Source organism: uncultured Abyssibacter sp., from assembly GCF_964000955.1.
Classification (GTDB): domain Bacteria; phylum Pseudomonadota; class Gammaproteobacteria; order Nevskiales; family OUC007; genus Abyssibacter.
The window spans coordinates 1-4,043 of record NZ_CAXFCL010000079.1 but is presented as its reverse complement, the minus strand read 5'-3'; the positions used below and the strand labels follow the sequence as shown (position 1 = coordinate 4,043).

General features: G+C 65.2%; 4 protein-coding genes. 3 read left to right on the top strand and 1 reads right to left on the bottom strand.

All coding sequences use genetic code 11. The features are described 5' to 3' along the window. A partial coding sequence (locus tag ABNS06_RS03605; RefSeq protein WP_348672620.1) for an iron-containing alcohol dehydrogenase occupies window positions 1-1,045 on the top strand: 1,045 nt, incomplete at its 5' end. Between the two features lie 120 nt (window positions 1,046-1,165). On the opposite strand, the gene ABNS06_RS03600 is transcribed toward ABNS06_RS03605, so the two are convergent. Then, a complete protein-coding gene (locus ABNS06_RS03600) occupies window positions 1,166-2,167 on the bottom strand; it encodes an alpha/beta fold hydrolase (RefSeq protein WP_348672619.1) in 1,002 nt (333 codons plus the stop codon). 36 nt (window positions 2,168-2,203) lie between these two features. On the opposite strand from ABNS06_RS03600, the gene ABNS06_RS03595 reads away from it, so the two are divergent. Both ABNS06_RS03595 and ABNS06_RS03590 read left to right on the top strand, forming a co-directional pair. Beyond that, window positions 2,204-3,664, top strand: coding sequence for an amidase (locus ABNS06_RS03595; RefSeq protein ID WP_348672617.1), 1,461 nt, complete (start codon window positions 2,204-2,206; stop codon window positions 3,662-3,664). 41 nt (window positions 3,665-3,705) lie between these two features. Beyond that, window positions 3,706-4,043 (top strand): hypothetical protein (locus ABNS06_RS03590; RefSeq protein ID WP_348672616.1); only part of this gene is annotated, 338 nt, incomplete at its 3' end.

The following is a 4,043-nucleotide window of genomic DNA, read 5'->3' as shown; positions in this document are numbered from 1 at the left end:
CGACCCGCTGCGCCAGCGTCTGGAATCCGCCGGCGTGACCGTCACCGTGTTCGACGGCGTGGAACCCGATCCCAGCGTCGCGCTCATCGAGAAGGGCGTGGAGCAGCTCAAGCGGGACAGCGCCGACGCGATTCTCGCCATCGGCGGCGGCTCCAGCATCGATGCCGCCAAAATCATTGCCGCCCGCGCGACCAACAACAAGCCCATCCGCAAGATGGAGGGTTTGTTCCGCGTCTTCCGCCGGCCATTGCCTCTGCACGCGATCCCGACCACGGCCGGAACCGGTTCGGAGGTGACGATCGCCGCGGTGGTATCCGACCCGGAACGCCACAAGAAGATGTCGGTCATCGACCTGAAGCTGACACCCGTCAGTGCCTGCCTGGACGGCAAGCTCATGGCCGGCCTGCCGCCGGGCGTGACCGCGGCCACCGGCATGGACGCGCTGACACACGCCGTGGAGGCGTACATCTCGCGCAACGCCATGAAGCGGACGGATGAGCAGGCCATCGAGGCCACGCGCCTGATCATGGAGCACCTGCCCAAGGTCATGGACGACGGTCAGAACATCGAATCGCGTCAGCAGATGGCGCTAGCCTCCTACAAGGCGGGCATTGCCTTCACCCAGGCCGGGGTCGGTTACGTGCACGCCATCTCGCACAACTTCGGCGCCCGCTACCACACGCCCCACGGTCTCGGAAACGCAATCGTCCTGCCCTACGTGCTCGAGTATTCCAAGACGGCCTGCGCGGGCCGCCTGGCCGACCTGGCGCGTGTCAGCGGCATGGACGGCGACGGTGCCGACGACCTGGAACTGGCCGAACGCTTCATACGCCGGGTCCGCGAAATGAATGCGCAGTTCGGCATTCCCGCCGGCCTGGACGCATTGCGGGACGAAGACGTTCCGGCCATCGCCAAGGCCGCGATGTCCGAAGCGCATTTCACCTACGCGGTCCCGCGCTACATGGATCGCGAAACCTGCGAGGCTTTCATCCGCACGATCAAGCTGCCACCGCAGCCATCCGAGGATGCCGCCCTGGCCGCTTGAACGTTTTGTGACCATCGCGGACGAACGCCCGCGAATCACGACCGCGGGCGCCACTGTTCACATGGTTATCCACAGATTCTGTGGAAAAGCGGAACGCGTCCGGAGCCATGAAGAATCCGGTCAGCGCGGGTTGTCCCGCAGCAGCCGGAAGATCTCCTGATTCGCCGACAGCAGGCTGGTCGTGCTGCCTTCGCAGATGGCCTGCGACGGATACTCCGTCGCACCGAACCACACGTGGCCGGCCGAATCCACGGTATTGAGCTGGACGACACGCTCCTCGGCACAGCCGGTCAATGTCCTCCGTTCCAGCTCGCCGGCCCCGGTCACCATGTCGTTGAAGACGCTGGCGCACTGGTTGGCCGCGCGAATCTGCGCGATCGTGTCCGCGACCGGCGGACGCTCGTCGTTGACCACGCCGGCACCCTCGCCCCCCTCGAACGGCGCACAGGTGTCCTGCAAACCGTGAAAATGAATCACGCTGAAGGGGCGGCTGGGCGTGCATTCGAACAAAGTGGTCGGCGGATCGGTGGACAGATCCTGATTCACCAGATAGCCCGCCGATACACCGACATGCGTGATCCGCTCCGAAAGCTGGCAACCCAGCCGATAGGCCATCATCCCGCCGTTGGAATGCCCCACGGCGGCTATCCGGGACGCGTCAATCGCGACACGCGCCGTGACCCGGTCGATGATCGCGGCGATCGCACCGACATGATCCACCTCGTCCCGTCGGGCACCACCGCAGCAGACGCCCGCATTCCAGGTCAGCAACTCGGTGTCGGTCGCGTATCCCTCGACGCGCACCACGGCGATACCCGCGGCCCCGGCGTCCGCCTGAATCTGCGCGGTCTGCTCGAAGCCGTCCGCGCTGCCGCCGCCGCCATGCAGACTGATCACCAGCGGAACCGGATTGTCCCGACCGGCGGCAGACGGCACGAATACGTAGAAGCGGGGGGCGATGCCATCGAGCACGATGGCATCCTCGGTTTCTCCGGTCGGGTAGGGGCCGGGACCACCGGCGCCATCACCGCCACCGCAACCGACCAGCAGTGACACCGCCAGTCCGAGCGCAAGGCTTCGCAGGCATCGCGGGCCAATGGCAAGTGAGAGAATCTGGGGCATCGTATTCAAATCATCCATGCAGTGAAGGGAGACACCATGCAGCCGGCTGACTACTGCGAGCGCGACCTGACAACAGCTCTGACCGCCATGGACGCCAAAACGCTCACCAGCGAGGCGCTGACGAGAGCGGTGCTCGATCGCATCGCCGAGCGCAACCCGAGCATCAACGCCGTGGTGGCGATGCAGCCCGAGGTCGCCCTGGAGCAGGCTCGGCAAGCCGATGCGGAACGCGCGGCGGGCCACCTGCGCGGACCGCTGCACGGCATCCCCATGACCATCAAGGACGGCTTCGAAGTCCAGGGGATGGTGACCGCCAGCGGCTCCCCCAGCCTGAAGAACTACCAGCCCAAGGCCAATGCCGCGGCCGTGCAACGCCTGATCGATGCCGGCGCCATCATCGTCGGCAAGACCAATGTCCCGTTGTTCTGTGGCGACTTCCAGTCCTACAACGCGGTGTACGGCACCACCAATAACCCCTGGGACACCAGCCGGTCGCCAGGTGGCTCCAGCGGCGGCGCCGCTGCCGCCCTCGCCTCCGGCATGACGCTGGTGGAACTGGGCAGCGACATCGGCGGATCAATCCGCAACCCCGCCCATTTCTGTGGTGTCTACGGCCACAAGCCCTCGCAGGGTATCGTCCCGACACGCGGCCACATCCCCGGCCCGCCCGGCACGAAGGCGCAGACGGACATGGTGGTTGCCGGTCCGATGGCGCGCAGCCCGTCGGATCTGCGCCTGATGCTGGACGTGCTCGCCGGTCCAGACGAAATGGATGACGAAGGTTGGCAACTGGACCTGCCCGACTGCCGCTGGCAGGCCGATGAACTCCGGGTGCTGTGCTGGTTCGACGATCCGATCTGCCCGATCGACAGTGGCTACCGCGCGCAGCTGCGCAATGCCGCATCGGCCCTCAAGGAGCTGGGCGCGTCCGTCACCGAGACACCACCGGACGACCTGCAACTGAGTCGCTACTACCCGCTATACATGCGGTTGCTCGCGGGGGTCATGGGCGGGGGTGTCCCCTCCAAGCTGTTCCGACAGATGCAGTGGGCCGCGCGCATGGGGCGCCTGACTGGCAAGACCGCAGCGGACACCCTGCCGGGCTACGCCGCGGGCGCGACGCAGACACACCGCCAGTGGCTGCGCGACAACGAGATGCGTCACCGCATGCGCCACCAGTGGCGGACCCTGTTCGAATCCCACGATGTCATCCTGATGCCCGTCACACCCACGCCGGCCATGCCGCATCAACATGCCGGCAATCTGTTCAAACGCCGCATCCAGGTCGATCGCGTCTCGCGGCCCTACGCCGACAACATGGCGTGGATCTCGCCCGCCACCCTGCTGCACCTGCCAGCCACCGTCGCACCGATCGGACTCACCGACCGCCTGCCCGTCGGCGTGCAGATCGTCGGGCCGTACCTGCATGACAAGCGGACGATTCGAGTGGCGGAATTGCTGAGCAAGCTTACTCCGTTCCCAGCGATGTCCGGATAACTGCTACGGTGTGCACATCTTGCATTTCGTGGCCATTACTCGTGATTCGAACCGTTTCTTTTGCAGTCCTGATGTTTCTGACGACCGTAGCCGTGGCTGCCCCAGTGCCCGTGGAATCCTTCGCGAAGCTCCCAGAGTTTCGCAGCGTCTCACTCTCCCCAACCGGAGAGTATCTGGCCGCAACTGTCCCACGCGGAAACCGCACCGGCATCATTGTCGTGAATATCGACAGCATGGAAGCGATGTCGGCGAAGGATTTTGGCAGTGACACCCACGTACTGGGTGTGCGATGGGTCAGCAACGATCGACTGATTGGGGAGATTGGAGAAAACTACGGGGCACTTGAGCAACCCAGCAGCGCCGGAGAGTTGTTCGCAAT

What these genes read in the sequence shown, in the direction of transcription:
- ABNS06_RS03595 (WP_348672617.1), top strand. Translation starts at nt 2,204, where the DNA reads ATGCAGCCGGCTGACTACTGCGAGCGCGACCTGACAACAGCTCTGACC.
- ABNS06_RS03600 (WP_348672619.1), bottom strand. Translation starts at nt 2,167, where the DNA reads ATGCCCCAGATTCTCTCACTTGCCATTGGCCCGCGATGCCTGCGAAGC.